The 24,691-nt window shown below is 68.8% G+C and carries 24 protein-coding genes and 1 pseudogene; 12 read left to right on the top strand and 13 right to left on the bottom strand.

Annotated elements, in window-relative coordinates; translation table 11 throughout:
* The 9 genes and pseudogenes from FFS09_RS31245 to nadE all read left to right on the top strand — a co-directional run.
* Positions 1–196, top strand: a pseudogene (locus tag FFS09_RS31245) (DUF1653 domain-containing protein); the annotation flags it as partial.
* Entirely contained in the window at positions 191–424 is a 234-nt protein-coding gene (locus FFS09_RS31240; protein ID WP_502703754.1) for an oxidoreductase-like domain-containing protein, read from the top strand. The pseudogene FFS09_RS31245 and the gene FFS09_RS31240, both read left to right, overlap by 6 nt.
* A gap of 123 nt (positions 425–547) precedes the next feature.
* Positions 548–1,591: a 3-oxoacyl-ACP synthase III family protein gene (locus FFS09_RS22985; protein WP_137921264.1), complete on the top strand. Its 1,044-nt coding sequence runs from the start codon at positions 548–550 to the stop codon at positions 1,589–1,591.
* Positions 1,592–1,601: 10 nt separating this feature from the next.
* Positions 1,602–1,871 carry an acyl carrier protein gene (locus tag FFS09_RS22980; protein WP_137921263.1) on the top strand — a complete coding sequence of 90 codons (270 nt, stop codon included), beginning with the start codon at positions 1,602–1,604 and terminating at the stop codon, positions 1,869–1,871.
* Complete coding sequence (locus FFS09_RS22975; RefSeq protein ID WP_137921262.1) at positions 1,858–3,006, top strand: hypothetical protein; 1,149 nt, start codon at positions 1,858–1,860, stop codon at positions 3,004–3,006. The genes FFS09_RS22980 and FFS09_RS22975 overlap by 14 nt, the downstream gene beginning before the upstream one ends.
* A 27-nt stretch (positions 3,007–3,033) precedes the next feature.
* Positions 3,034–4,974 carry an asparagine synthase (glutamine-hydrolyzing) gene (gene asnB, locus FFS09_RS22970; protein WP_137921261.1) on the top strand — a complete coding sequence of 647 codons (1,941 nt, stop codon included), beginning with the start codon at positions 3,034–3,036 and terminating at the stop codon, positions 4,972–4,974.
* Positions 4,971–6,509: a class I adenylate-forming enzyme family protein gene (locus tag FFS09_RS22965; protein WP_171020148.1), complete on the top strand. Its 1,539-nt coding sequence runs from the start codon at positions 4,971–4,973 to the stop codon at positions 6,507–6,509. Before asnB ends, FFS09_RS22965 begins: the two co-directional genes overlap by 4 nt.
* A 43-nt stretch (positions 6,510–6,552) precedes the next feature.
* Entirely contained in the window at positions 6,553–6,807 is a 255-nt protein-coding gene (locus FFS09_RS22960) for an acyl carrier protein (RefSeq protein ID WP_137921259.1), read from the top strand.
* Positions 6,807–7,778, top strand: coding sequence for an NAD(+) synthase (gene nadE, locus FFS09_RS22955; RefSeq protein WP_137921258.1), 972 nt, complete (start codon positions 6,807–6,809; stop codon positions 7,776–7,778). Before FFS09_RS22960 ends, nadE begins: the two co-directional genes overlap by 1 nt.
* 7 nt (positions 7,779–7,785) lie before the next feature.
* Here nadE and FFS09_RS22950 read toward each other — a convergent pair whose 3' ends face one another.
* Complete coding sequence (locus tag FFS09_RS22950; protein ID WP_137921257.1) at positions 7,786–8,880, bottom strand: PA0069 family radical SAM protein; 1,095 nt, start codon at positions 8,878–8,880, stop codon at positions 7,786–7,788.
* 55 nt (positions 8,881–8,935) lie between these two features.
* On the opposite strand from FFS09_RS22950, the gene FFS09_RS22945 reads away from it, so the two are divergent.
* From FFS09_RS22945 to FFS09_RS22935, 3 genes are read left to right on the top strand one after another with little or no spacing between them, the layout of a single operon-like run.
* A complete protein-coding gene (locus FFS09_RS22945; protein WP_137921256.1) occupies positions 8,936–9,919 on the top strand; it encodes an ABC transporter ATP-binding protein in 984 nt (327 codons plus the stop codon).
* Positions 9,916–10,683: an ABC transporter permease gene (locus tag FFS09_RS22940; RefSeq protein WP_502703753.1), complete on the top strand. Its 768-nt coding sequence runs from the start codon at positions 9,916–9,918 to the stop codon at positions 10,681–10,683. The genes FFS09_RS22945 and FFS09_RS22940 overlap by 4 nt, the downstream gene beginning before the upstream one ends.
* Positions 10,684–10,720: 37 nt before the next feature.
* A complete protein-coding gene (locus tag FFS09_RS22935; RefSeq protein ID WP_137921255.1) occupies positions 10,721–11,158 on the top strand; it encodes a VOC family protein in 438 nt (145 codons plus the stop codon).
* Positions 11,159–11,247: 89 nt separating this feature from the next.
* Here the strand turns inward: FFS09_RS22935 and rbp are convergent, their stop codons facing one another.
* From rbp to FFS09_RS22875, 12 genes are all read right to left on the bottom strand, one after another.
* Positions 11,248–11,589: an RNA-binding regulator gene (gene rbp / locus FFS09_RS22930; RefSeq protein ID WP_137921254.1), complete on the bottom strand. Its 342-nt coding sequence runs from the start codon at positions 11,587–11,589 to the stop codon at positions 11,248–11,250.
* Between the two features lie 169 nt (positions 11,590–11,758).
* Positions 11,759–12,307: a DUF2894 domain-containing protein gene (locus tag FFS09_RS22925; protein ID WP_171020147.1), complete on the bottom strand. Its 549-nt coding sequence runs from the start codon at positions 12,305–12,307 to the stop codon at positions 11,759–11,761.
* Positions 12,300–12,974 (bottom strand): OmpA family protein, encoded by a 675-nt coding sequence (locus FFS09_RS22920; protein ID WP_137921268.1) that lies wholly within the window; start codon positions 12,972–12,974, stop codon positions 12,300–12,302. Before FFS09_RS22920 ends, FFS09_RS22925 begins: the two co-directional genes overlap by 8 nt.
* Complete coding sequence (locus tag FFS09_RS22915) at positions 12,974–15,397, bottom strand: DUF802 domain-containing protein (RefSeq protein ID WP_137921252.1); 2,424 nt, start codon at positions 15,395–15,397, stop codon at positions 12,974–12,976. Before FFS09_RS22915 ends, FFS09_RS22920 begins: the two co-directional genes overlap by 1 nt.
* Positions 15,394–16,065 (bottom strand): DUF3348 family protein, encoded by a 672-nt coding sequence (locus FFS09_RS22910; protein ID WP_171020146.1) that lies wholly within the window; start codon positions 16,063–16,065, stop codon positions 15,394–15,396. The genes FFS09_RS22915 and FFS09_RS22910 overlap by 4 nt, the downstream gene beginning before the upstream one ends.
* Before the next feature lie 104 nt (positions 16,066–16,169).
* Positions 16,170–17,495, bottom strand: a complete 1,326-nt coding sequence (locus FFS09_RS22905; protein WP_137921250.1) for a glycerate kinase type-2 family protein — start codon at positions 17,493–17,495, stop codon at positions 16,170–16,172.
* A 42-nt stretch (positions 17,496–17,537) separates the two neighbouring features.
* Positions 17,538–18,293 (bottom strand): 7-cyano-7-deazaguanine synthase QueC, encoded by a 756-nt coding sequence (queC, locus tag FFS09_RS22900; protein WP_137921249.1) that lies wholly within the window; start codon positions 18,291–18,293, stop codon positions 17,538–17,540.
* 31 nt (positions 18,294–18,324) lie between these two features.
* Entirely contained in the window at positions 18,325–19,527 is a 1,203-nt protein-coding gene (locus FFS09_RS22895; RefSeq protein WP_137921248.1) for an HDOD domain-containing protein, read from the bottom strand.
* Positions 19,524–20,741, bottom strand: a complete 1,218-nt coding sequence (flgL, locus tag FFS09_RS22890; RefSeq protein WP_137921247.1) for a flagellar hook-associated protein FlgL — start codon at positions 20,739–20,741, stop codon at positions 19,524–19,526. The genes FFS09_RS22895 and flgL overlap by 4 nt, the downstream gene beginning before the upstream one ends.
* A 79-nt stretch (positions 20,742–20,820) precedes the next feature.
* Positions 20,821–22,737, bottom strand: a complete 1,917-nt coding sequence (gene flgK, locus FFS09_RS22885) for a flagellar hook-associated protein FlgK (protein WP_137921246.1) — start codon at positions 22,735–22,737, stop codon at positions 20,821–20,823.
* A 13-nt stretch (positions 22,738–22,750) separates the two neighbouring features.
* Positions 22,751–23,602, bottom strand: coding sequence for a flagellar assembly peptidoglycan hydrolase FlgJ (gene flgJ, locus FFS09_RS22880; RefSeq protein WP_137921267.1), 852 nt, complete (start codon positions 23,600–23,602; stop codon positions 22,751–22,753).
* On the bottom strand, positions 23,599–24,684 hold the full coding sequence (locus tag FFS09_RS22875; RefSeq protein ID WP_171020149.1) for a flagellar basal body P-ring protein FlgI: 1,086 nt from the start codon (positions 24,682–24,684) through the stop codon (positions 23,599–23,601). Before FFS09_RS22875 ends, flgJ begins: the two co-directional genes overlap by 4 nt.
* Positions 24,685–24,691 lie beyond the last annotated feature (7 nt).

Genomic DNA, 24,691 nt, shown 5'->3' with positions numbered 1-24,691 from the left:
CACCCCACCCGGCCTGTACCGCCACTACAAGGGCCGGTGGTACGAGGTGCTCGACACCGTGCGCCACAGCGAGACCCTGCAGGGCATGACGCTGTACCGCGTGCTGTACGGCAACCGGGCGCTGTGGGTGCGGCCGTCGTCGATGTTCACCGAGGTGGCGGTGTTCGAGGGACGCGAGCAACCGCGCTTCGTGCGGCACGACCCCGCGAGCGTGTCCCTGGCCGACCTGCCCACCGCGCAGGCGCTGGTGTTTCACCTGCGCGGTCTGGCGCAACGACAAGGCCTGGACCTCGACACCGCGCTGCGCCCGCCCCCACCCGAGCCCACCACCTGCTGCGAACGCGGCTGCAATGGCTGCGTGTGGGAGGGCTACTACGCCGCGTTGAATTTCTGGCGCGAAGACGCACTGGCCCGACTCGCGTGACCTGTCACGGCTCGGAAAGCCCGGCGGCCGCCTGGCCCCGGGACGTTCCGTATACTTAACGGAGTATTAAAACCAGCGCAGCGCCCGTAGCCGGGACGCCGCCGACCCAAAGAGGGGCATCGAGTGAGTCAATCGAACATCGGCGGTTTCCGCATCGCAGGCATCAGCACGTGCCTGCCTCCGATGGTCGTGGACAACCTCGACCCAGCGCTCGGTTTCCCACCGGAGGATGTACGCAAGGTCGTGGCGATGGCCGGTGTGCGCGAACGCCGTGTCGTCGCACCTTCGGTCACCTCGGCGGATCTGTGCTTTCGCGCCGCCACGCGCCTGATGGAGCACCTGAGCTGGGCGCCCGAGACGGTGAGCGCGCTGATCTTCGTCACGCAGACGCCCGACCACTTCCTGCCCTCCACCGCGTGCCTGCTGCAGCAGCGCCTGGGGCTGCCCGACAGCTGCGCCGCGTTCGACGTGGGACTGGGTTGCTCCGGTTACCCCTACGGCCTGTACATCGCGGCCGCCATGCTGCGCGCCGGTGGCCACCAGCGTGTGCTGATGCTGCACGGCGAAACGCCCAGCCGCTTCGTGAGCCCCGAAGACCAGGCCACAGTCTTGCTGTTCAGCGACGCGGGGTCGGCGACCGCGCTCGAGCTCGACGACAGCCCCGGCGCGGGCGGGCAGTTCGTGCTGCACACCGATGGCAGCGGCGCCAACGGGCTGATCCTGCGCGGCGGTGCCTTCCGCGACCGCGATCCCGCCAACCCGCGCCACCACTTCCTGGAAATGGACGGCGCGGCCATCTTCAACTTCACCATCAAGCGCGTGCCCGCGCTGATCGCCGAAACGCTGGCCTTCGCGGGCAAGACCGTGGCCGACGTGGACGCCTTCGTGTTCCACCAGTCCAACCGCTTCATCATGAAACACCTCATGAAGAAGAGCGGGCTGCCGGACGAACGCGTGCCGATGTCGATCGAAGACAGCGGCAACTGCGGCGGCCCTTCCGTGGCCGTGGCCATGACGCGCCGGCTCGCCCCGCCCCAGCCGGGCCAGCGGCTGCACTGGATGCTGCTGGGCTATGGCGTCGGCCTGTCGTGGGGATCGGCCATGATCCAGATCGACGACCACACCGCGCTGCTGCACGACGACGGCGAAGGCCTGTCCTTGAATTGAGGTGCCACCGATGAGCGAAAAATCCCAGACCCCGGTGCCCGTGAACGAAGCCCTCGCCATGCTCGCGGAATGCTTCAACCTGCCAATCGAGGCGGTGCACGCTGGCCTGCAGCGCGATGCCATCGACGATTGGGACTCCATGGGCGCCCTCATGCTCATGGCCGAGCTGGACGAGCGCTTCGGCATCGAACTCACCGCCGAGGTGTCGCGCGAGATGCAGCGCATCGGCGACGTGCTCGCCTTCCTCAAGGTGCATGGGGTGTTGATTGAAGACGCCTGACATCCGGCGCTCCGTCGCGCCCGCCCCTCGCCTGCCCGAGCACGACAAGCTCGGCCGGCTGGTGGCGCGCAGCCTGGGGCTGGACGCCGCGGCGCTGCAGAGTGGCCTGACCCGCGCGGGGCTGGCCGACCTGCCCGACATCGTCGCCCTGCGCCGGGAACACCTGCAAGGCGCCTGGGACGACGGCGCCTACCTGCGCTGGCGCTACCGGTTCGGGCGCGACACCGGTGGTTTCGGCGACCTGTGGTGCCTGCGCGCCAAAGGCCAGTTGCTGGCCATCATCGGCGTGGAGGAACTGCGCGCCGAACACGACGGCCAGACGCTCGCGGGCGGGCAGGTCATGGACCTGCTGGTGCGCCCCGAGGCGCAGGAATCGGGCCTGGGCATCTGGCTCAACCAGGCCATGCTCGCGCGCCACGACTTCACTCTCGCGGTGGGCGCGAACCAGAATTCGGCCGGCATCGTGCGCCGCATGTTCGAGCCGCTGCCCCCGCGCCTGACCTTCACCCACCCGCTGGACCTCGCACCCTTCGTGCACCGCCGCTGGCCGTTGGTGGCCCGTCTGCCCCTGGTCACGCGCGTGGCCAATGGCGGCCTGGCCCTGTGGCGGCTGGCGCTGCGCCGCCACCGCCCACGCGACCTCACGCTGGAGAGCGCCACCCGACTCGACCCGGCGCTGGTGGTGCCCACGGCCGGGGACTCCAGCGTGCGGCTGCGGCACGACAGCGCCTACCTGCAACAGCGGCTGCTGCACAACCCGCGGCGCCCGCTCGTGATGCGCCTGGCGCGGCGCGAGGGCGCGGTGGTCGGCCTCATCGCCTGGTCGACGCAAACCGACCACCAGGGCCGGCCGGAGCTGCATGTGATCGACTGGCACCACGACAACGACGCCACCCTGCTCGGCCTGCTGCACGACGCGGTGCGCGAAGCCGCTGCCAGCCGCTGCAGCTGCGTGCGCCTCACCTTGCAGGACGCCACCGCGCAGCGCGTGGCCAAGCGCGCCGGCTTCCTGCCCTCGCGCAACGACGAAGGCCGCCTGTGCGGCGTGCAGTCGCGCGACCCGGCCCTGGCCGCGAGACTGGCGCAAGCCCGCTGGAGCCTGACCGACGCGAGCGACGACAGCGATGCGCTCTGACCACCCGAGCCCCGCGAAGGCCTGAGCATGTGCGGCATCGCAGGCCTCTTCAGTCCCCGGCGTGCACCCGCGCGCGCCGAGCTCGACGCCATGATCGGCACACTCGGCCACCGCGGCCCGGACGGGCGCGGCACCTGGACGGATGGCCCGATCGGCCTGGCCCACGCACGACTGGCCATCATCGACCTCGAAGGCGGCGCGCAACCCATGGGCAGCGCCGATGGTCAAGTGCAACTGGTCTTCAACGGCGAGATCTTCAACTACATCGAACTGCGCGAAGAGCTGCGCCAGGCCGGCCACCGCTTCGCCACCGACTCCGACACCGAGGTGCTGCTGCACGCCTACCAGGCCTGGGGCGACGCCTTCCTCTCGCGCCTCAATGGCCAGTTCGCCATCGGCCTGTGGGACGGGCGCCGCCAGCGCCTGCTGCTGGCGCGCGACGGCGTGGGTATCCGCCCGCTGTTCTGGACGCGCATAGGCCAGCGCCTCGCGTTCGCGTCCGAAGCCAAGGCCCTGTTCGCACTGCCCGAGGTGCCGCGCCAGCTCGACACCGCCGGCCTCGCCGCCACCTTTGGCTGGTGGGCGCCGCTCGCGCCGCACTCGGCGTTTGAAGGCATCCGCTGCCTGCCACCGGGCCACTGCCTCGCAGTGGACGCTCAAGGCGACACGCTCACGCGCTGGTGGGACTGGGATTTCCCCGTCACCGACCCCTTCGCGCCGGTGGACGAAGACGCGCTCGCCGACGAGCTGCACGCCTTGCTGGTGGACGCGGTGCGCCTGCAACTGCGCGCCGACGTGCCGGTGGGCGCCTACCTCAGCGGCGGGCTGGACTCGTCCATCCTCACCACCATCATCCGCCGCCACACCGACGCGCCGCTGCGCAGCTTCTCGCTCACCTTCGACGACGCCGAGTTCGACGAGAGCGAGCACCAGCAGGCGATGGTGCGGCACCTGAACACGGAGCACTCGTCCATCGGCTGCGGCCGCCACCACATCGCCGCCGATTTCGCGCGCACCGTGTGGCACGCCGAAACACCGCTGGTGCGCACCGCCCCCACGCCCATGCTGCGCCTGGCCGACAGCGTGCGCGCCGCCGGCTACAAGGTGGTCCTCACCGGCGAGGGTGCGGACGAGGTCTTCGGCGGCTACGACCTGTTCAAGGAGGCGAAGATCCGCCGCTTCGTTGCGCGGCTGCCCGATTCGCCCCGACGCGCGCGCGTGGTCGAGCGGCTCTACCCCTGGCTCGCGCGTTCGCCCGGTGGTTCGAACGCAATGTCGCAACGCTTCTTCACCGACAGCAAGGTGCCCGGCGACGATGCCACCTTCGCACACCAGACCCGCCTGTCCACCACACGGCGCGCCTGGGCCTTCTTCACGCCCGAGCAACAGCAGGCGCTGGCGCGGCACGACCCGGCGGCCCAGTTGCGCGCGCGCCTGCCCAGCGGCTTCGGCCAGTGGCTGCCGATGGCGCGCGACCAGTACGTCGAAGCGCACACCCTCATGAGCAGCTACCTGCTGGCCGCGCAGGGCGACCGCATGGCCATGGCCGCGTCCATCGAAGGCCGTTACCCGTTCCTTGATCCGCGCGTGATCGCCTTCGCCAGCCGTTTGCCGCCGCGCCTGAAGATGCGCGGCCTGACCGAGAAGCTGCTGCTGCGCGAGGCCTTTGCGCACGAGCTGCCACCGCAGATCGGCCGCCGCACCAAACAGCCCTACCGCTCGCCCGACTGCGCCAGCTTCTTCGAGGCCGGCCAGCCGCTGCCCTGGGTGGCCGAATTGCTCAGCGACGGCAGTGTGCGCGACGCGGGCCTGTTCGACGCGCCCGCCGTCGCGCGGCTCAGCGCCCGATGCGCCGCCGGCCGCGCCACCGGCTTCGCCGACAACATGGCCTTCGTCGGCGTGCTCTCCACCATGCTGCTGCACGAGCAGTTCGTGCGACCCGCCGTGCCGGCACCGGAGACCGCATGAGACAGCCTGTGTCACCCCCCGGCCCCTTCGTGCACAGCGCCTTCGAAGCGCGCTGCCGCGAACAGCCCGGCCACACTGCCGTGGTGGCGGGTGAGCGGCGTGTGGGCTATTGCGAACTCGCGTCGCAGGCGCGCGGCATCTCCGAGGCCTTGCAGGACGCCGGCATCGGCCCGGGCGAGCGCGTGGTACTGCTGCTCGACAGCGGCATCGACTACGTGGCCGCGCTGCACGCGGTGTGGCGCCTGGGCGCGGTGGTGGTGCCGCTGGGACCGCAAACCAAGGCGCCCAAGCTCGCCCACGTGCTGGCCGACACCGGTGCGCGCGCCCTGCTCACGCAGGCCATGCTGTCGCCGGTGTGGACGGCGGCGCTGGGCCAGTTGGGCGACAGCCGCATCGCGGTGTGGGCCCTGGGCGCCGCACCCCCGCCCGCCCAGGCCTGGCCACGGCCCGCCACCAGCGCGACCCCGCTCACCGGACCCGGCAGCCCGAACGACCTCGCCACCCTGCTCTACACCTCGGGCACCACCGGCGTGCCCAAGGGCGTGATGCTCAGCCACGCCAACATGCTCGCGGCCTGGCGCTCGGTGCAGGCCTACCTGCACTGGCGGCCGGACGACGTGATCGGCCTCGCCTTGCCGCCCACCTTCAGCTACGGGCTCTACCACGTGGTCATGGGCCTGGGCCTGGGCGCCACGCTGGTGCTGGAGAACTCGGCCGCGTTTCCCGTGCGGCTGCTGCAGCGCCTGGCGGCCGAGCGGATCACTGTGTTCCCCGGCGTGCCCACGCTCTGGGCCAGCCTGCTGGCGCTCGACCTGTCCGCGCACGACCTGAGCGCGCTGCGCCTCATCACCAACGCCGCCGCGGCCTTGCCCGCCGCGCACGTGGCGCAGCTGCGCCAGCGCCTGCCGCGGGCGCGGCTGCTGCTGATGTACGGCCTCACCGAATGCATGCGCGCCAGCTACCTGCCCCACGAGGAGATCGATGCGCGGCCCGACAGCGTGGGGCGCGGCCTGCCGTTCCAGGAACACTGGCTGGAAGACGAGGCCGGTCAACGCCTGCCACATGGCAGCACCGGTGAGCTGGTGGTGCGCGGCGCGCACGTGAGCGCCGGCTACTGGAATGCACCCAGCGGCCAGCCCAGCCGCCTCACGCCCGGCCCGCGCGCCGGCGAGAACACCCTGCGCACCGGCGACGTCTTTCGCAGCGACGCCGACGGCTGGCTGACCTGCGTCGGCCGCACCGACGACATGTTCAAGTCGCGCGGCGAGAAGGTCTACCCGCTGGAGGTGGAGCACGCCATCTGCGAACTGCCCGGCGTGCGCGAAGCCGCCGTGGCCGGCACCCCCGACGACCGCATGGGCCATGCGGTGAAGGCCTTCGTGCGCCTGCGCGACGGTGCGGTGCTGAGCGAGCGCGAGGTGATCCGCCATTGCCTGGCCCGGCTGGACAGCTGGATGGCACCCAAGACCGTGGCCTTCGTCGACGAACTGCCGCTCACCGAATCCGGCAAGCTGCGCCGGCGCGACCTCGCCTGAACACCCCTTCCCTTCAACCCACTTCAACCAACGGAACACCTCCATGAGCACCATCAAGGCCGACGTGCGGCGCTACATCGAAGAGAACTTCCTGCTCGGCGCGGGCGCGGTGTCGCCCGGCGACGACGACTCCTTCCTGGAGCACCAGGTGCTGGATTCCACCGGTTTCCTGGAACTGGTGGCGCACCTGGAAGAAGCCTACGGCTTCAAGATCGGTGACGACGAAATGGTGCCGGAGAACCTGGACTCGCTCAACGCCATCGAGGCCTTCGTGCAGCGCAAGCAGGTGGTGGCCTGATGAGCGCGGTTCCGCTGGGCCCCGAGTCGCTCGCACTCGACTGCGAAGCGGAACTCGCCCGCATCGCGCAGTGGATTCCGCAGGTGCTCACGCAGAAACTGCGCCGGCGCGGCCTGGTGGTGGCCATCAGTGGCGGTATCGACAGCTCCGTGTGTGCGGCCTTGTCGGTGCGCGCGCTGGGCGCGAAAAAGGTGTTCGGCCTGCTGCTGCCCGAGCGCGATTCGAGCGGCTTCAGCACCGAGCGCGGCCGCCAGCTGGCCGAGCACCTGGGCATCGAATACCAGGTGCACGACATCGCGTCCGCGCTCGACGCCCTGGGCTGCTACCAGCAGCGCGACGAGGCCATCCGCCGCGTGGTGTCGGCCTACGGCGAAGGCTGGAAAAACAAGATCGTGATCGCCGGCGGCGTCGAAGGCGGCATCAACTTCTTCAAGCTCGTGGTGCAGTCGCCCGAGGGCGAGCAGCAGAGCGTGCGGCTGCCGTTGCGCGAGTACCTGCAGATCGTGGCGGCCACGAACTTCAAGCAGCGCGTGCGAAAGACCATGGACTACTACCACGCCGACCGGCTCAACTACGCCGTGGTGGGCACACCCAACCGGCTGGAGTACGACCAGGGCTTCTTCGTGAAGAACGGCGACGGCTCGGCCGATCTCAAGCCGATCGCGCACCTGTACAAGACCCAGGTCTACGCCATGGCGCGCCACCTGCAACTGCCCGACGCGATCTGCAACGCCGTGCCCACCACCGACACCTACACCCTGCCGCAGGGCCAGGACGAGTTCTACTTCGCGCTGCCCTACGCGCAGATGGACATCGCGCTGTGGGCGCTGGAACACGGCCGCTCGGCCGAAGAACTGGCGTTCGCGCTGAAGATGACCCCGGCCCAGGCCCAGCGCGTATACGACGACATCCGCGCCAAGCGCCGCGCCACCGAGTACCTGGCCGCCGCGCCAGAGTTGATCCCGGCCTGATCATTCGTCAAAACAGTTCCTGCTGCGCTCGCAAGGCTTGCGGCCGGAACAGCTCGGTCTTCAAGGGCTCGCGCTCCTGGTTGAAACCCAGGCGCGTGCAGGCCTTGTCAAAGCGCTGGCGGATCAGCTCGGCCCAGACGCCGCTGCCGCGCATGCGCTGTGCGAAGTCGGCGTCGTAGTCCTTGCCGCCGCGCATCTCCTGCACCCGCGCCATCACGCGCAGGGCGCGGTCGGGGTAGTGCAGGTCCAGCCACTGGCGAAACATCGGGCTCAACTCCCAGGGCAGGCGCAGCACGGTGTAGAAGGCGCGGCGCGCACCGGCGTCCCACGCGGCTTCAAGCACCTGCTCCATGTCGTCGGTGATGAAGGGAATCTGCGGCGCCACGCTCACGCCCACCGGAATGCCGGCCTCGGCCAGCGTGCGCAGGATGCGCAGCCGCCGGTGCGGCGCGGCCGCGCGCGGCTCCAGAATGCGCGCCAGCCTGGCGTCGAGCGAGGTAATGGTGACGTAGACCGCCGCCAGGCCCTGCGCGGCCATCGGGGCGAGGATGTCGATGTCGCGCTCCACGCCGCTGCCCTTGGTGACGATGGCCAGCGGGTGCCGCGCTTCGGCCAGCACCTCGAGCGCGGCGCGGGTGAGCTTGAGCTCGCGCTCGATCGGTTGGTAGGCATCGGTCACCGTGCCGATGGCCAGCAGGCCGGGCACGTGGCGCGGGCTGGCCAGCTCGCGCCGCAGCACGGAAGCGATGTTGCGCTTGGCGATGATCTTGGTCTCGAAGTCCAGCCCCGGCGAGAGGTTGAGGTAACTGTGCGTGGGCCGCGCATAGCAGTACACACAGCCGTGCTCGCACCCCCGGTACGGATTGAGGCCCATCATGAAACCCACGTCCGGCGAATCGTTGTGGGTGATGGCGCTCTTGCAGTCTTCCCAGGTCACCTCGGTGGCCGGGGGCGGCGCTTCACCGCGTGCCAGTGCCGCGCCGTCCAGCGCGCCCCAGCCATCGTCGAACGCCGCGCGCTCGTCGCGCAGGAAGCGGTGCGGCTGCTGGTGGCTGATGCCCCGGCCCTTGATGGCCTGAATGGGAATGTGGACGTTCGGCATGGAATGATCACTGTACACAAAAACAGTGCTAGAGTGCAGCGCTTCAGGAGGCTCCATGTCCTTTTCTTCCCAGGCGGTCACCACCGCCGACCCCATCGTGTCCGTGCGCGGCGTGAGCAAGACCTACGCCGGTGGTTTCCAGGCCTTGAAGCGCGTCAACCTCGACATCCGGCGCGGCGAAATCTTCGCCCTGCTCGGCCCCAACGGCGCGGGCAAGACCACGCTCATCAGCATCATCTGCGGCATCGCCAACGCCAGCGACGGCGTGGTGCTGGCCGACGGGCACGACACCGTGCGCGACTACCGCCGGGCGCGCGAAGCCATCGGCCTGGTGCCGCAAGAGCTGCACACCGACGCCTTCGAATCGGTGTGGGCCACGGTCAGCTTCAGCCGCGGCCTGTTCGGCAAGGCGCCCGACCCGGTCTACATCGAAAAAATCCTGCGCGATCTCTCGCTGTGGGACAAGAAGGACAACAAGATCCTCACGCTCTCGGGCGGCATGAAGCGCCGTGTGCTGATCGCCAAGGCGCTGTCGCACGAGCCCAGGATCCTGTTCCTCGACGAACCCAGCGCGGGCGTGGACGTGGAACTGCGGCACGACATGTGGCGCATGGTGCGCGAGCTGCGCGAGCGCGGCACCACCATCATCCTCACCACCCACTACATCGAGGAAGCCGAAGACATGGCCGACCGCATCGGCGTGATCAACAACGGCGAACTCATCGTGGTGGAAGACAAACACGTGCTGATGCGCAAACTGGGCAAGAAGCAACTCACCCTCACGCTGCAACACGCCATGGCGCAAGTGCCCGACGCGCTCACGCGCTGGCCGCTGGAACTGTCCAACGAAGGCCACACGCTCACCTACACCTTCGACACGCAGAAGGAAGACACCGGCATTGCCGAGCTGCTGCGCACGCTGAACGCGCAAGGCATTCACTTCAAGGACCTGCAGTCCAGCGAGAGTTCGCTCGAAGACATCTTCGTCAGCCTGGTCCGCAAACCGCAGCAAGACAGCCGCACCGGAGTGCCCGCATGAGCCTGAATTTCCATGGCATCAAGGCCATCTACCGCTTCGAGATGGCGCGCACCTTCCGCACCATCACGCAAAGCATCGTCGCGCCGGTGCTCACCACCTCGCTGTACTTCATCGTCTTCGGCACCGCCATCGGCTCGCGCATGGGCGACATCGACGGCATCACCTACGGCGCCTTCATCATCCCCGGGCTGGTCATGCTCTCGCTGCTGAGCGAAAGCATCTCCAACGCCTCGTTCGGCATCTACATGCCCAAGTGGTCGGGCACGATCTACGAGCTGCTGTCCGCGCCGGTGTCGTGGGTGGAGGTGCTGTGCGGCTATGTGGGCGCGGCGGCCACCAAGTCGGTCATGCTGGGGCTGCTCATCCTGGGCACGGCGCGCCTGTTCGTGCCGTACCAGATCGAGCATCCGGTCTGGATGGTGGGCTTCCTGCTACTCACCGCCATCACCTTCAGCCTGTTCGGTTTCATCATCGGCCTGTGGGCCGACAGTTTCCAGAAACTGCAGGTGATTCCGCTGCTGGTGGTCACGCCACTCACCTTCCTGGGCGGCGCGTTCTACTCCATCAACATGTTGCCGCCGGTGTGGCAAGCGGTTTCGCTGTTCAACCCGGTGGTCTACCTCATCAGCGGCCTGCGCTGGGCCTTCTACGGCGAGTCCGACGTGAACATCGTGCTGAGCACCGGCATGACGGTGTTGTTCATGGCGCTGTGCCTGGGCTTCATCGCGTGGGTGTTCAAGACCGGCTACAAGATCCGCCGCTGAGTCGGCTGAGTCTGTCCAGAAAGGGAGAGGCCTTGCCATGAAACCGCACATCACCGTCATCACCCTGGGCGTGGACGATCTGGAGCGCGCCGTGGCCTTCTACCGCGACGGCCTGGGCCTGAGCACCAAGGGCATCATCGGCGCCGAGATGGAGAACGGCGCGGTGGCCTTCTTCAACCTGCAAAACGGCCTCAAGCTCGCGCTGTGGCCACGCCGCAGCCTGGCGGCCGACACCGGCCTGCCCCTGCTGTCGAGCACCCCACAGGCGTCGAGCGCGCTGGAGCTTTCGCTCGGTCACAACGTGGACTCGCGCGAAGCGGTGAACGCAGTGATGCAGCAGGCCACCGACGCCGGCGCGCGCATCGTCAAGCCCGCGCAGGAGACCTTCTACGGCGGCTACGCCGGCTACTTCCAGGACCCGGACGGGCACGTGTGGGAAGTGGTGTTCAACCCGGGGTTGGCTGAGCTGGGTTGAGGTCGCCAGGAAAAAAGGCCTCGAAACCGAAGTTTTGAGGCCTTTTGGGTTGGTTTCAGCGCAAGGCCGAAACCGGGGGTGTGCAGGGCTTAGTAGCCGCCGCGTCCACCGCCGCCGCCGCCGTAGCCGCCACCGCCAGAGCGATCGCCGCCACCGTAGCCGCCGGTGCGGGGAGGACGTGCCTCCATCGGACGGGCTTCGTTCACGGTGATGGAGCGGCCGCCCAGGGACTGGCCGTTCATGCCGGAAATGGCGGCTTGCGCCTCGGCATCGCTGCCCATTTCAACAAAGCCGAAGCCTTTGGAGCGACCGGTTTCGCGCTCCATCATGACTTTGGCGCTGTTGACAGAGCCAAATTCGGAGAAAGACTGTTGCAGGTCTTCGTCCCGCACGGTGTATGGCAGATTGCCGACGTAAAGTTTGTTGCCCAAGAGGACTCCTCAAAAAAACAGAAACATAGCGATGGGTCCCGAAAGCACAACAAACCCGAAAGTGCATCGTGGCGCGCGAAACTGGCCGATCACATGACTCGTGCACGCTCTTTTTGAACGCGCACGACGTGGAGTGTGCGCTAGATGGCGGCTTTTGTCCTAAATTGCGTCATTTTTTTTGCCGCGAGGCCTTCGGCTTGACCGCCGGTGGCTTGAGCCGCGCACTGGCGTCGTCCAGCCACAACAGTGTGTCGGCATGCGCCATGAAGCGGCGCAAATAGTCCGGCGAGAGCTCGCGCATCAGGCCCAGGGTGCGCAACACCAGCCTGTGTGAATTGAGCGGGCCCGCGTTTTCCGGGCCGCGCTGCACGGCCTGGTGCACGTCATCCTCCGCGCAGATGCGCGACCAGGTTTCGCGAAACGCCTGCGCGCTGCGCAGTTCAGGACGTGGCGCGCCGGGTGGCTGCACGCCGTCGGCGATGTGTTGGTTAAGTTGCGCCAGCGGCGAGGCGGGTTTGCCCGGCGGCGAGGCAGCCGCTCTGCGCCTGGGCCGCGCGGCGGGGACCGCAGGGGCCACCCCGGGCTCGCCTGGGGTGTCTTCTTCGCGTGGCGGCCATTTGTCCTGCAGCAGGCGCTGCACCGCGGGCGGCGCGGCCTCCAGGCGGCGCGCCAACGCCGCCCGGTAGTGGGCGCGCACGGCATCGGCCGTGTCAGCCACCCGCCCCCCCCTTGGTGCTGCTCCCGTTCGTGGCCTTGGGCACCGGCGCGATCTCCACACGGCGGTTCAAGGCCCTGCCCTTTTCGTCGGTGTTGGCTGCCACGGGTTGCTGGGCGCCAAAAGCCGCGCTGAACACGCGTTGCGCCGGCATGCCTTCCTGGATCAGCACGCGCGTGACGGTGAGCGCACGCTGGGCCGAGAGTTCGAGGTTGTCGGCGAAGCGCAGGTTGGTGGCCTGCACCGGGCGGTCGTCGGTAAAGCCGCTGACCATGAGCATTTCGTCGCGCTCTTTCAGATACACCTGCAGCGGCGGCACCAGGCTCTTGAGCACCTGGTGGCCTTCGGGCCGCAGTTCGTCGGAGTTGAGCGCGAACAGCACGTTGCCGCTGATGCCGATGCGGCCGTTGTCCAGCGTCACGCGGCCGTTCTGCAGTGGAACGGCCAGGGCTTTTTCCAGCGCCATGCGCCGCTGCTCTTCCTGCTCGCGCTTTTTCACCTCGGTTTGCAGGCTGGTCACCAGGTCCATCTGCACCGCGAGCACGCCCACGAGGATGAGCACGAACGCCCCCACCAGGCCGGCCATGAGGTCGCCGAACACGGCCCACACCGGCGCGGTGCGTTCGATGCCGTCGTCTTCGTCGAGCGCTCGATCGTCCAGGCCGAGCATCACGCGGCCCCTTCTTCGCTCTCGGCTTTGGCCATGGCCTGGCGCTGCAGGCGGTGCATGTCTTCCAGGATGCCTTGCTGCGAGGTGATGCTGAGGTCGATCACCTCTCGCGCCTGTGCCACGTAGTAGTTCAGCTGCTCGTCGCTGCGCGCGACCGACTGCGACACCGTGCCTTCGACGCGCTGCAGGCTCTCGATGAGTTTCTCGTTGGTGCTGCAGAACAGCTCCACCGCATGGCCAAAGGCTTCGCCCAGCGCGGCCAGCTCGATGGTGCTGCCCTGTACCTGTGTGGCCACTTCCTCGGCGCGCACAGCCTGCGCGCCCACGGACTCGGCGAACTGGCGGCCGACCTGGTCGAGCACCGAGCCAGCCGAGCTGACGAGCGATTCCACCGCTGCGCGTTGCTCGGCCGTGGCCTGCTGCACGCCTTGCACGAGGGCATCGATGTTCTGCATGAGGCTGGCGCGTTCCTGCAGCGCGAGGTTGTCGCGCTCGGTGAGCTGGCTCATGTCCTGGCGCAGTTGCGCGATGACCTCGGCCGCGGCCTTGGGCGCGTCGGCCGCGCTGTCGAGCAGGCGCGTGATGGGCGCTTCCAGCGCGGTGCCCAGGGTCACGAGGTGGGTGCTCACCTGCTCGTTCAGCGACGACTGCAACTCGCCCAGTCGCTGCACGGCGGCCTGGCCGCGCGCGGCTTCTTCGCTGCGCAGCATGGCGAGTTCGTCGCGCCATTGGCTGGCGGTTTGTTCCAGCGCCAGAACGGATGCTTGCTGTTGCGTCAGCATCTGCGCGCCGGCCTGCCGCCACTCGTCTTGCAAGGCGCTGGCCGTGGTGTGCAGGGCTTGCGTCCAGGCGGCGTGCTTCTGCTGCTCGTTAACGGCCTGCTCGGTGTGCGTGCGGTGGACCGTTTCCTGCACGCCGGTGATGAGCGCCGCGCAGCGCTCTTCGAAGCTGGTGGTGAAGGCATTGAGCGCGCGGTCCAGGCCTTGCACCTGCTGCTCACCCTGGCGCGCGTTGTCCTGCAGGGCTTGCGTCCAGGCGGTCAGACGCTGTTGGTCGATACCGGCTTGCTCGGTGTGCGTGCGGTTCACGCTCTCCTGCACGCCGGTGATCAAGGCCGCGCAGCGTTCTTCGAAAGCGTTGGTGAAGGCGTTGAGCGCGCGGTCCAGGCCTTGCACCTGTTGCTCGCCCTGGCGTGCGTTGTCTTGCAAAGCTTGCGTCCATGCGGCCAGGCGTTGCTGGTCGCTGCCGGCTTGCTCGGCTTGCGTGCGGTTCACGGATTCCTGCACGCCGGTGATCAAGGTCGCGCAGCGTTCTTCGAACGTCGTGGTGAAGGTGTTGAGCGCGCGCTCCAGGCCCTGCGCCTGGTGTTCGCTGGTCTGCGCATGCTGCTGCAGGGCGGCGGTCCAGCCATCGGACACGGCGCTGGCGGTGGCGCCGAAGCGCTCGTTGAGCGTGCCCATCTGCGCCTGCACCGCCTCGCTCACGCGCTCGTGCAAGCGCGTGGATTCCAGGGCGATGGCGTTCATCGCGTTTTCCATCACCGGCTGCAGCGTGGCACCGGCTTCGCGCGCGCTGGCGCTCAGGCTGTCCTTGAGCGTGCGCTCCACCGAGCTGGCCAACTGCGTGTAGGCCTCGCTGGCTTCGCGGTGGAACTGGGTCTGGCGGCTGAGCAGCTGTTCGTCCAGCTGCTGGCTGCGGCGGTCGATCTGCTCCATGAGCGCTTGCAATTGCGCCGCCACGGCGGGCAAGGCGCCGGCCTGCTGTTGCAGGGCGCTGAAGGTTTCCTGGCGCTGGTGCACCAGCGAAAACGGCCTGAACACCGTGGCGATCTGCGCGTCGAGCTGGCGCGCGACTTCGGCGCGCTCGCGCCGGCTGATCGCGGACATGAGCCCCAGCATCGCCGAAGTGGCCACGCCCACCACCGAAGTGCCGAACGCCAGGCCCAGGCCCTTGATGGGCGAGGCCAGCGCGGAGCGGATGGTCTCCAGGTCGGCCGAGCCTTCCAGCGTGAACACCACGCCCTTGAAGGTGACGACCATGCCCAGGAAGGTGCCGAGCATGCCCAGCATGACCAGCAGGCCGATCAGGTAGGGCGTGAGCGCCAGGCCGGGCAGCGCGCCGCGCTCGCCTTCGATGCGCTGGCGCACCGCGTTCTGCTGCGCCGGTGGCACTTGCGTGAGCCAGTCGTTCAGGCTGTGCAGCGGCTGCGGCACCTGGGCCAGGGCCTGCGCGAGCGAGGCGGTGGTTTGCCGGTAGCGCCGGATCTCCTGCGCGCCGAGCAGGTACACGGCGGCGATGAACGCGGTCATGAGCAAGGCCAGGGCGCTGGTGCCCACGAAGCCCCAGCCCACCCAGAGGATGGCCAGCAGGCCGAGGACGAAGGCGGCGGTCAGAAAAATGCGGTTGGGGGCGTTGCTGCTCATGGGGTTCGATTCGAAAGGGAGGCGCCGGCTTCTTTGCCGAACGCGTCGACCATGCCCATCACCGGCTGCAGGCGCAGGTCCAGCTCGGCCATCAGCACCTGCTGGAAGTCCTGCTCGAACGGCGTGGGCCAGGTGTCGGGCTGCGACTGGCGCAGTTGGGCGAAACGCGCCTTGACGATGGCCGGCACGCCATGGAGCACGCGCTGTTCGCGCCCGCCCAGCATCTGGTCGAGCATGGCGTCCATCGCGGCGAGCTGCGCCAGCTTTGGTGAGGTCGCGGCCAGCACCTGGCGCACGTGGTCGCGCAGGGCGTCAATGGCCATTTCCATGCGCCGCTGGTGGTCCAGGTACCGCTGGTGGTGCAGCGCGAACTCGGTGTCGCTGGCGTCGGTGGGGGGATGGGGTGGCGTGGCGATGGCCTTGGCGAGCGTGCCGCGCACGCGCTCCAGGTCGGCCTGGGGATCGGCGGCAGGCTGGTGTTCCGCCTTGCGGCGCGCGGTGGCCCGTGTGGGCAGGCTCTGGTGGGCGGACGCCAGGGTGATGGCGTCGGCCACGTTCAGCCACCCGCCCAGCCGCTCGGCGAAGTCTTGCCGCGAGGGTTCCTCGGGCGCGGGCAACCAGCCAGCGAGCTGGCGCACCAGGGCGGAACGGTTGAAATGGCTGCGCAAGGAAGTGGCCTCGGCGCCCTGTCGGGCGCGGTCTATACGGTAAATGAAACAGATTGAAAAAGGCGCCACGGCGGCGCAAGGCCGCCACGTGGAGCGCGTCGACGTCACACCACCAGCACGGCCCGGAAGTCGTTGACGTTGGTGTGCGTGGGCCCGGTGATCACCAGGTCACCCAGTGGCTCGAAGAAGCCGTAGGCATCGTTGCGGGCCAGGTGGTCGGTGATTTTGAGGCCTTTCGTACTGGCCCGGGCCAGCGTGTCGGGCGTCACCAACGCACCCGCATTGTCCTCTACCCCGTCGATGCCATCGGTATCCGCGGCCAGGGCCCACACGCCGGCCTGTCCGCCCAGGGCCTGGGCCAGGCCCAGGCAGAACTCGCCGGCCCGTCCGCCCCGACCCTTGGCCTGGCCTTCGACACGGGGGCGCACCGTGACCGTGGTTTCGCCGCCGCTGAGGATCACACACGGTGTCTGGAAGCTGCTGCGGCCCAGCGCGGTGGAACGCGCCAGGGCGCCATGCACCTTGCCGACCTCGCGCGATTCGCCTTCGATTTCGTCGCTGAGGACGACCACGTTCAGGCCCAGCGCGCGCGCCGCGTCGGCCGCGGCCTCCAGGCTTTGCTGGGGTGTGGCGATGAGTTCCACGGCGTGGCCCTGCAGGCGCCGGTCGCCGGGCTTGGGGGTTTCGAGTGCGCCGCTCTCCAGTTGCGCGCGCACCGCGGGCGGCACGTCGATCTGGTAGCGGCGCAGGATGTCCAGCGCCTCGGCGCAGGTGGACGCGTCGGCCACGGTGGGTCCGCTGGCGATCACGCTCACGTCGTCGCCGGGCACGTCGCTGATGGTGAGTGTGACCACGCGCGCCGGCGCGCAGGCGGCGGCAAGGCGCCCACCCTTGATGGCCGAGAGGTGCTTGCGCACGGTGTTCATTTCACCGATGTGCGCGCCGCTTTCCAGCAATTGGCGGTTGATGCGCTGTTTGTCTTCGAGCGTGAGGCCATCGCACGGCTGCGTGAGCAGGGCCGAGCCACCGCCCGAGATGAGGCAGAGCACCAGGTCGTCGGCGGTGAGGCCTTCGGTCAGTTGCAGGATGCGTTGGGCGGCGGCCAGGCCCGCCGCGTCGGGCACGGGGTGCGAGGCTTCCACCACCTCGATGCGCTGCGGCAGGCCGGCGGGACGGGGTGGTGTGTGGTGGTAGCGCGTGACCACGAGGCCCGAGAGCGGCGCCTCGGCCGGCCACAGGGCTTCCACCGCCTGCGCCATGGCGCCGCCGGCCTTGCCCGCGCCCAACACCAGGGTCCGGCCCTTGGGCGGCGGCGGCAAGCTGGCGGCCGTGTTGTGCAGGGGCAGCGCGCGCTGCACCGCCACGTCGTACAGGTGGCGCAGCAGGGCGCGCGGGTCGTTCAGGCTGGGGGCGGGGGTTGGCTTGGACATGGGGGGAGAGTTTAGTGCCGGGGGAAACCCTCAACCCAACCCTCAAGCCACCGGGGCGGTGTAAGCGTCCCACCCTTTGGCGCGCAACTCGCACGCCGGACATCCTCCACAGCCGTACCCCCACGGCTGGCGGTGTGTGCGGTCGCCCAGGTAGCAGGTGTGGGTGTGCTCGACGATCAACTCCACCAGCGCATTGCCACCACCCACCAGCAGCGCGTTTTCACCCAACTCGTGCGCCAGGCGCCAGGTGGCGGCCTTGTCGATCCACATCAGGGGGGTGTCGATGAGAAAGCGGTGGTCCATGCCGAGCGAGAGCGCGACTTGCAGCGCTTTCATGGTGTCGTCGCGGCAATCGGGGTAGCCGGAATAGTCGGTTTCGCACACGCCGGTCACGATGACCTGGATGCCGCGCCGATACGCCAGCGCCGACGCCAGCGTGAGGAACAGCAGGTTGCGCCCGGGCACGAAGGTGTTCGGCAAGCCGTTTTCTTCCATGCGAAAGGCCATGTCGCGCGTGAGCGAGGTTTCGCTGACCTTGCCGAGCACGCCAAGATCGAGCACGTGATCTTCGCCCAGGCGTTGGGACCACGCGGGGAAGCGCTGGCGCAGTTCGCGCAGCACGTTCAGGCGCGCGTCCATTTCCACCAGGTGGCGTTGGCCGTAGTCGAAGCCGATGGTTTCCACGCGCGGGTAGCGCGAGAGCGCATGGGCGAGGCAGGTGGTGGAATCCTGGCCACCGGAGAACAGCACGAGGGCGCTGGTGTGGTGGGGGGTTGAGGGCGGTGGCGCGGCGGTCATGCCCGCCATCGTAGCGCGGCGGCGCGTTGCTTCAGGCCAGTCTTTCAACCCGCGCGCTCGCATGGTCGCGGCTGGTGGCCAGCATGCGGATCAACGCGCGGTTGGCGTGTTCCAGGCTGAAGTCGTGCCGTTGGCACACGGCCGGCAGGCGGTGCAGTTGACCGGGTTCGCCCTGCGCGCGCGCCACGTCGAGCAGCGGGTGGTAGGGGCCGTCGTGGCGCAGCACGGCGTCGAACACGCGGCCGGACAGGGGCAGGCGCGTGAGCAGGTCGTTGAGCGGCTGGTGCAACAAACGGTCGAGTTGCGCGAGCACCGCCGTGGTGTAGACCTCGCCGCGCAGGTTGTCTTCGGCGCCGGTGGCCAGCAGGTGTTGGGCCAGGCGCGAGCGCATCACCATGGCGTAGCGCACGGGGTGCAGGTCGCGGTCGGGTTCGCTGTGGGGCAGTTGTTCGGCGAGCCAGCGACCGAGTTCGCGAAAGCCCAGCATCATGAGCGCGTGCCGCAGCGAGCCGATTTCGTGGCGGCCGCCGAACGCGGCGGAGTTGACGAGCAGCAGGATGCGGTAGACCAGCACCGGGTCTTGCCGCACCAGGCGCTCCAGGTGTTCGACCGAGCAGTCTTCGTCGCCGATCGCCATCAGGATCTGCTTGATCACCGCGGCGTCGTAGTTCAGCGGCTGGTGGCGGTGGGTGTGCAGCACGTCGGCGTCGGGCCAGCCGAGCACGCCCCAGGCGCCGGCGTCGTCCAGGCATTGGCGCACCAGGGTCTGCGTGAGCACGCCTTCGACCAACTGGCCGATCAGCCCCGCGGGAACCGACTCCGCGCCCAGGCGCAGCAGATTGCGCGCGTCGGCGGGGGCGAACTTCTCGCCGCGCACGGCGGTCAGCTCGGTGCGGCGCAGCAGCTTGTGTCCGCGCCGCGCCGCCGCGTGAAGGCGGGCCAGGGTTTCGGTGTGTTCGAACTGCGAGCCCGGGACTTCGAGCCAGGTGTTGTGCACCGGCGCGCAGTCGAGCGCTTGCTGCAGCAGGCGCGGGCTGTCGATGGACAGCATGAGCACCGGCGCGCTCTCGGGCCAGTCGTCGCCCAGGGCTTGCATGAGGTGGGCGGCGTCGATGGATTCGGGGTGCACGGCGCGCACACCCAGGCGCACGGCGGCGAGTTCGCGTGCGCGGTTCCACACCGGCTCGTAGCCGAGCGCGATGCTGTCGAGAACGGTGTTGCGGCTGGTGATCATCCGATGGCCGAGAACAAGGACAGGCGCTGCACCTGGGCATAGGACTTGATGGCGGCCTCAAAGCCGACGCGCTGGGTTTCCAGGTCGGTCAGGCCCTGGATCATGTCGAGTTCTTCCAGGCCGGCTTTCTCGGCCTTGAGGGCGACCGTGCGGCCTTCCATCTGGCTGTCGAGCGAGTCGGCGCGGTTGAGCCACTCGCCGGCGCGGCCGCGCGCGGCGAGCACGCGGTCGTGCCCGGCGTCGACTTCGGTCATCGCGCGCGCCATGGCCTGGGCCTGGTGCGCGCTCTGGTTGGTGCCGTTGTAGCGCAGCGCGTCCACCGCGCCCTGCACCACCGAGAAGATGTCGGTGGTGGTGGTGACGGGGCGCAGTTCCACGCGGTCGCCGGCGGCGGGCGTGCCGCGCATCTCGAGCGAGACGCCGTCGAATTCGATGGTCTTGTTGGCCACGTAAGGTTGGCCGGTGTGGCCGGGCACGGGCGTGCCGGTGGTGGTGTTGGTCACGGTGTACTGCATCACGCCACCGACGTCGGCGAAGGTGATGTCGTAGTCGTCGCCGGTGGCCAGCGCGGCGTCGGTGACCTTGCCCATGGTGGTGCTCACGCCGCCGGTGTTGCTGTTGGGCAGGCTCACGGTGAAGCTGCCATTGCCCTGGGGCACGCGCATCCAGATGGCGTCGCCGTCGAGCGCGGAAGGCAGCGCGCTGTTGCCGGCCGCGGCCTGGCCGCGCTGGCCTTCGAATTGCACGCCATTGCCGCTGGGGCCATAGAGGTCGGCGAAGGGCACGGACGAACCGCCCAGGCCGCCGTAGAGCGTGCGCCCGGCGTTGTCCTTGCGGTTGGCCACGGCAATGAGTTGTTCGCGCAGGCCTTCGAGTTGTTTGGCCACGTCTTCGCGCTCGGCGTCGGTGAAGGTGGCGTTGCCGGCGGTGACGAGCAGGTCGCGCACTTTCTGCAGCAGGTCGCCCGATTCGCCCAGACCGGATTCGGCCTGTTGCAGGCTGGTCTTGGAGGCCTCGAGCGCGCGCAGATCGGCCTGCGTGCGCGCGAGGCGGTTGGCCGCGGTTTCGGCCAGCGTGGCGGCCACGGGGTCGTCGCTCGCTTTGCGCACGCGCATGCCGGTGGTGACGCGCTCTTGCTGCGCGGCCAGTTCGGCCTGGCGCTTGGTCAGCAGGGCGATGGTGTTGTCGTAGCTGTTGGCGGTGGAGACTCGCATGTCAGTTCCTCAATCTTTCAGACTGCCGATATCCAGAGCGCGGCGTACGAGGCGCACGCCTTCCAGGGGGTGTTTCATCTCATCGGCCCACGATCTGCAGCAGGTTGTCGAAGGTGCTTTGTGCGATCTGCAGGAACTTGGCCGATGCCTGGTAGGCCTGCTGGTACTGCAACAGGCGCGCGGCTTCTTCGTCGAGGTTGACGCCCGACACATTGGCGCGCGCGGTCTCGGCGGTGGTGGCGATGTTGGCGGAGAAGTTGGCGGCGAACTCGGCGCCTTGCACGCGCGTGCCGATGTCGGCGAACAGGCTGACGTAGCCGTCGGACAGCGGCAAACCGTCGAAGGTGGACTTGTCGCGCAGGGCCAGCATGCCCACGCTGTTGCCCGCGTTCTGCGCGATCGAGCCGGCCGGCGCCGCGCCCACGCTGAAGGTGTCGCCCGCGCCCGGGTTGCCGCGCAGCGTGAGGCTCCAGCCGTTGAGGGTGATGGACTCGCCGGGCTTGAAGGTGTAGCTCGGCGGCGGGCCGGGGTTGTCCGGCGCGGGGTTGCCCGGGCCCAGGCCGGTGGCGGTGAAGCTGCCGTCGGCCAGGAAGGTGATGGTGACGGGGTCGGTGAGGTTGGCCGACGGGGACGAGGCGTACAGGCTCTCGACGCTCAGGCCACCCGAGTTGCCGGTGCCGGGGGTCACCATCACCGGGCTGGCCGCGGCCAGCTTGTCGGGTGAACCGATGGCGACCTGCAGGTTGCGCGCGACGGCCTCGTAAGGGCGGATCAGGATGCGGTCGCCCGGCTGGCCCACGCCCTGGTCGAGGTTGAACGTGAGCCCGTCGACCTGCGCGGGCAACGAGGCCACGGGCGTGCTGGTGCCGTCGGACAGGCGCACCACGCTCATGCCACCCGCTTCGAAGCGCAGTTCGTAGTCGGAAGCGACCAACGCGGCCGGGTCGCTCACGCTCACGCTGGCCTCGGCTGTGCCGTTGTTGCCCAACATCGGCAGGCCCTTGGCGGCCGCGGGCGGCACAAAGAAGTCCTGGCCGGGGTTGCCCTGCAGGTCCACGCCCAGGCGGTGCTGGTTGTTCACGGTATAGGCCGTGGCCAGCGCCATGCGGCCGAGCTGGTTCTGCACATCGACCAGGTCGGTGTTCATGAAGCGCATCAGGCCGGTGAGTTCACCCCCGCCCAGGCTCGCTTCCTGGATGGGCGTGCTCACGCCGCCCTGCACGAACGACAAGGACAGCCGGGACGTGTCGGTGCTGTCGCGGCCCACCGCGAGCGCGTTCGCGCGCGCGCCGAGCACCAGCGGCTGGCTGCCGGCCACGAACACGCTCACCGTGCCGTCGTCGGCCTGCACGCTGGTGGTCTGCACGTATTTGTTGAGGTCGCTCAGGATCTTGTCGCGCTGATCGAGCAGGTCGTTCGGCGTGTGCGCGCCACCGCCACCGATTTCGGACAGGCGCCCGTTGATCTTGGCCAGGTCCTGCGCCAGCGCGTTGATGGTGCTGACCGCGCCTTCGGCCTGTGCCAGGGTGGTCTTCTGCAGCGAGTCGATCTGCCCGGCGGTGTTGCGCAGGCGCGAGGCCAGCTCTTCGCCCTTGGCGATCACGACCACGCGCGCGGTGAGGTTGCCGGGCGAGGACGACACGTCGGTCCAGGCGTTGAGCATGTCGTTGAGCGCCGCGCCCAGACCCGCCGTGCCGGTGGGAAACGCGCTTTCGAGCTGCTGCAGGCGCGCGTAGCGCAGCGCATCGGCGGCGGCCACGGAGCCGGCCTTCTGCGCTTCGTTGGTGAGATAGGCGTTGTGCGAGCGCTCGACGGTGGCGATCTCCATGCCTTTGCCGAAGAAGCCGTTGCCCATCTGCTGGTAGCCGGAGCTCACCTGCAGCACGTTCTGGCGCGAGTAGCCGGGCGTGTTGACGTTCGCGATGTTGTTGCCGATGACCTGCAGGGCAGCGAGGTTGGCATTGAGGGCGCGGGCGCCGATGTTCAGGGCAGACATGGTGGGTTCTCGTTCAACCCTGCGCGCGTTGCAGCGACAGGGTGGTGTTGATCGCGCGGCTCAGCTTGGCGGCGTATTGCGGGTCGGTGGCGTAGCCGGCCTTTTGCAGGCCGCTGGCAAAACCCTGCACAGAATGCAGCTGGTCCATCACGCCGTCGTAGCGCGGGCTGTTGCCGATGAGGCGCGCGTAGTCGCGGAACGAGTCGGCGTAGGAGTCGTAGGCGCGGAATTTGGCGGTGACCTTGCGCGGCTCGCCGTTGACGTATTCGGTGGTCGTGATCTCGGCGACCTTGCCCTTCCAGCTGTCGGTGGCCTTGATGCCGAACAGGTTGTGCGAGGGCGAGCCGTCGGCGTGGCGGATTTCGCTGCGGCCCCAGCCGGTTTCGTGGCCGGCCTGGCCAATCATGAAGCTGGCGGGAATGCCGGACTCGCGCGCCACGGTGGCGGCGGCCTCGCTGTGCTGGTCGACGAAGCCGGCCTGGCGCGGGCCCGCGCTGGCGCGGTCCACGGTGCTGGTGTCGGCGATGGGTTCAGGGCTCTTGGTGGCCGACATCTGGCGGCCAAGCTGGCGCTCGATCGCTTCGGACAAACCACCGGGCAGGCCAGAGAGCTGCACCGCGAATTGCTGGTCGAGCAGGTCGGTGCCGAGGTCGCTGCCCTCGCCGTCCATCAGGCCGGATTTCTGCGTGGCTTCGCGCATGCTCTTGATGAGCTCGCGCATGAAGAGCGATTCGAACTGTTTGGCGGCTTCCTTGAGCGCGGCCTTGTCGTCACCACCCTTGCTCGCGCCGTAGCGCAGCGCGTTGAGCGCGGTCGGGTCGGCGGCCAGGCCGCTCGGTTTGAGGCCCGAGGTGTTCACGATCAGATCACCTCCAGCTCGGCGTTCATCGCGCCCGAGGCCTTGATGGCCTGCAGGATCGCCAACAAGTCTTGTGGCGTGGCGCCAAGCGAGTTCAGCACGCGCACCACGTCCGCCAGTTGAGGTGCGGTGTCGAGCTTGATGAGCGCGCCCTTGTCCTGGCTGATCTGGATGTTGGCCTTCTCGGCCACCACCGTCTCGCCGCGCGACAGCGGGTTGGGCTGGCTGATGACGGGGGTGGAGCTGATGCTCACCGACAGGTTGCCGTGCGAGACCGCGCAGGCGCCGAGCGTGACGGCCTGGTTCATGACGATGGAGCCGGTGCGCGAATTGATGATCACGCGCGCGGTGGGGATGGTGGCCTCGAGCCGGATGTCTTCCACCCTGGCGAGAAAGCTCACGCGCTCGCTCGGGTTGGCCGGCGCGCGCAGGCGCACCACGCGGCCGTCCATCGCGCTGGCCACGCCCGCGCCCATCACGCGGTTGATCGCGTCGGTCACGCGGCTGGCGGTCTGGAAATCGTTCGAGTTCAGGCCGAGGTCGATCGTCTCGCCCAGCGCGAAGGGCGTCGCCACCGCGCGTTCCACCTGCGCGCCACCGGGCACGCGGCCCGCGCTCAGGTGGTTGATCTGCACCTTGCTGCCACCGGCGGAGGCGCCCGCGCCACCCACCAGCAGGTTGCCCTGCGCGAGCGCGTAGATTTGCCCGTCGGCGCCCTTGAGGGGCGTGGCCACGAGCGTGCCGCCGCGCAGCGACTTGGCGTTGCCGACCGAAGACACGGTCACGTCGATGGCCTGGCCGGGTTGGGCAAAAGCGGGCAACTGCGCGGTGACCATCACGGCCGCCACGTTCTTCAACTGCATGTTCGTGCCGGGTGGCAGGGTGAGGCCCAGCTGTTGCAGGTAGTTGTTCAGGCTCTGCGTGGTGTAGGGCATCTGCGTGGTCTGATCGCCCGTGCCGTCCAGCCCCACCACCAGGCCATAGCCGGTGAGCTGGTTGCTGCGCACGCCTTGCACCGCCGCGATTTCCTTGATGCGGATGGCCTGCGCAGTGGCCGGCCAGCAGGCCAGCACACCGCACAGGACCATCAAGTAT

The sequence above is a fragment of the Hydrogenophaga sp. 2FB genome (assembly GCF_005503365.1).
GTDB lineage: Bacteria > Pseudomonadota > Gammaproteobacteria > Burkholderiales > Burkholderiaceae_C > Hydrogenophaga.
Note: the sequence above shows the minus strand (reverse complement) of the source record. Positions and strands in the feature narration are given on the sequence as shown.

Excerpts from the sequence above, each read along its gene's own strand:
- FFS09_RS22980 (WP_137921263.1), top strand. The coding sequence starts at position 1,602 with ATGAGCGAAAAATCCCAGACCCCGGTGCCCGTGAACGAAGCCCTCGCC.
- asnB (WP_137921261.1), top strand. The coding sequence starts at position 3,034 with ATGTGCGGCATCGCAGGCCTCTTCAGTCCCCGGCGTGCACCCGCGCGC.
- FFS09_RS22965 (WP_171020148.1), top strand. The coding sequence starts at position 4,971 with ATGAGACAGCCTGTGTCACCCCCCGGCCCCTTCGTGCACAGCGCCTTC.
- FFS09_RS22960 (WP_137921259.1), top strand. The coding sequence starts at position 6,553 with ATGAGCACCATCAAGGCCGACGTGCGGCGCTACATCGAAGAGAACTTC.
- nadE (WP_137921258.1), top strand. The coding sequence starts at position 6,807 with ATGAGCGCGGTTCCGCTGGGCCCCGAGTCGCTCGCACTCGACTGCGAA.
- FFS09_RS22950 (WP_137921257.1), bottom strand. The coding sequence starts at position 8,880 with ATGCCGAACGTCCACATTCCCATTCAGGCCATCAAGGGCCGGGGCATC.
- FFS09_RS22945 (WP_137921256.1), top strand. The coding sequence starts at position 8,936 with ATGTCCTTTTCTTCCCAGGCGGTCACCACCGCCGACCCCATCGTGTCC.
- FFS09_RS22940 (WP_502703753.1), top strand. The coding sequence starts at position 9,916 with ATGAGCCTGAATTTCCATGGCATCAAGGCCATCTACCGCTTCGAGATG.
- FFS09_RS22935 (WP_137921255.1), top strand. The coding sequence starts at position 10,721 with ATGAAACCGCACATCACCGTCATCACCCTGGGCGTGGACGATCTGGAG.
- FFS09_RS22920 (WP_137921268.1), bottom strand. The coding sequence starts at position 12,974 with ATGCTCGGCCTGGACGATCGAGCGCTCGACGAAGACGACGGCATCGAA.
- FFS09_RS22915 (WP_137921252.1), bottom strand. The coding sequence starts at position 15,397 with ATGAGCAGCAACGCCCCCAACCGCATTTTTCTGACCGCCGCCTTCGTC.
- FFS09_RS22905 (WP_137921250.1), bottom strand. The coding sequence starts at position 17,495 with ATGTCCAAGCCAACCCCCGCCCCCAGCCTGAACGACCCGCGCGCCCTG.
- queC (WP_137921249.1), bottom strand. The coding sequence starts at position 18,293 with ATGACCGCCGCGCCACCGCCCTCAACCCCCCACCACACCAGCGCCCTC.
- FFS09_RS22895 (WP_137921248.1), bottom strand. The coding sequence starts at position 19,527 with ATGATCACCAGCCGCAACACCGTTCTCGACAGCATCGCGCTCGGCTAC.
- flgL (WP_137921247.1), bottom strand. The coding sequence starts at position 20,741 with ATGCGAGTCTCCACCGCCAACAGCTACGACAACACCATCGCCCTGCTG.
- flgK (WP_137921246.1), bottom strand. The coding sequence starts at position 22,737 with ATGTCTGCCCTGAACATCGGCGCCCGCGCCCTCAATGCCAACCTCGCT.
- FFS09_RS22875 (WP_171020149.1), bottom strand. The coding sequence starts at position 24,684 with ATGGTCCTGTGCGGTGTGCTGGCCTGCTGGCCGGCCACTGCGCAGGCC.